Raw genomic sequence first — 1,325 nt, forward strand, 5'->3', positions numbered from 1 at the left:
GTGACACGCCCTGGGAATCTTGGAGACTCCTGACCTTGGAAACGAGGATGCAGGTATGGCCACAGGATCGCCGTCAGGGAAGAAGCCGACCAGCCGTCGGTACAGCTCAGAAGAGAAGGCTGCCGCGGTCCGCATGGTCCGTAGTTTGCGGGCCGAACTGGGCACCGAGCAGGGCACCGTCTCACGGGTAGCTCATCAACTGGGCTACGGAGTGGAATCGGTCCGCTCCTGGGTGCGCCAGGCCGATATCGATGACGGACACACCCCCGGTGTCACCACCACAGAGGCCACCAGGGTCAAAGAGCTCGAACAAGAAGTCCGAGAGCTCAAGCGAGCCAACGAGATACTGAAACGAGCAGCGTCTTTCTTCGGGGCGGAGCTCGACCGCCAACACAAGAAGTAGTCACGTTCATCGATGATCAGCGGGCAGAATTCGGGGTTGAGCCCATCCTCGCCGTCCTGCGCAGCGCAGGTGTGCGGATGGCCCCGAGTACCTACTACGACATCAAGAGCCGCCGCCCCTCGGCGCGGTCGCAACGTGACGCTGTCCTCGCCCCTGCGCTACGACAGCTGTGGGAAGACAACTACCGGGTCTACGGTGCTCGCAAGCTATGGAAAGCTGCGCGTCGCGCTGGACACGATATCGGTCGTGACCAGGTTGTTCGACTGATGCACGCACTCGGAATCGAAGGCGCGCGGCGCGGCCGGCGGGTCCGCACGACCCGCCCCGATTCCTCGATGCCGCGCCACCCGGATCTGGTCAAACGGGAGTTCACCGCGACTACACCGAATCAACTGTGGGTCACCGATCTGACCTATGTCCCGACGTGGTCGGGCGTGGCGTACGTGTGTTTTATCATCGACGCCTACTCGCGGATGATCGTGGGGTGGCGAGTGGCCTCGCATATGAGGACTGCGATGGTCCTCGATGCGATCGGGATGGCCCGATGGAATCGGGGAAACATGTTGCCGGGCTTACGGTGTCACTCTGATGCGGGCGCGCAATTCACCTCCGTGCGTTACGGGGAACGTCTCGCCGAGATCGGGGCGACACCCTCGATCGGGACCGTGGGAGACAGTTACGATAACGCTCTGGCCGAGACGGTGAACGGCTACTACAAAGCGGAATTAATTTACGGACCCGCCCGCACCGGTCCATGGAAAACGGTCGACGACGTCGAACTGGCGACCCTGGGCTGGGTGCACTGGCACAACACCGAACGCCTCCACGGCTATCTCGGCAACATCCCACCCGTCGAGTTCGAAACCATCATCTACGATCAGTCACGGGCCGACCAACACCGGGTCGGAATCCCATAACCCGA

The 1,325-nt window shown here is 62.0% G+C and carries 1 protein-coding gene and 1 other annotated feature; the gene reads left to right on the forward strand.

Going from position 1 to position 1,325, the window contains the following annotated elements; all coding sequences use genetic code 11:
- Nucleotides 1–55: 55 nt before the first annotated feature.
- Nucleotides 56–1,320, forward strand: a protein-coding gene (locus GOACH_RS22970; protein ID WP_227918568.1) for an IS3 family transposase whose coding sequence is annotated in 2 segments (ribosomal slippage) — nucleotides 56–362 and nucleotides 362–1,320 — 1,266 coding nt in all. Because the reading frame shifts where the segments join, the coding sequence is not laid out codon by codon here.
- Nucleotides 358–489: a sequence feature (AL1L pseudoknot), on the forward strand. Its footprint overlaps the gene before it by 132 nt.
- Nucleotides 1,321–1,325 lie beyond the last annotated feature (5 nt).

It is taken from the genome of Gordonia aichiensis NBRC 108223 (assembly GCF_000332975.1).
Taxonomy (GTDB): Bacteria; Actinomycetota; Actinomycetes; order Mycobacteriales; family Mycobacteriaceae; genus Gordonia; species Gordonia aichiensis.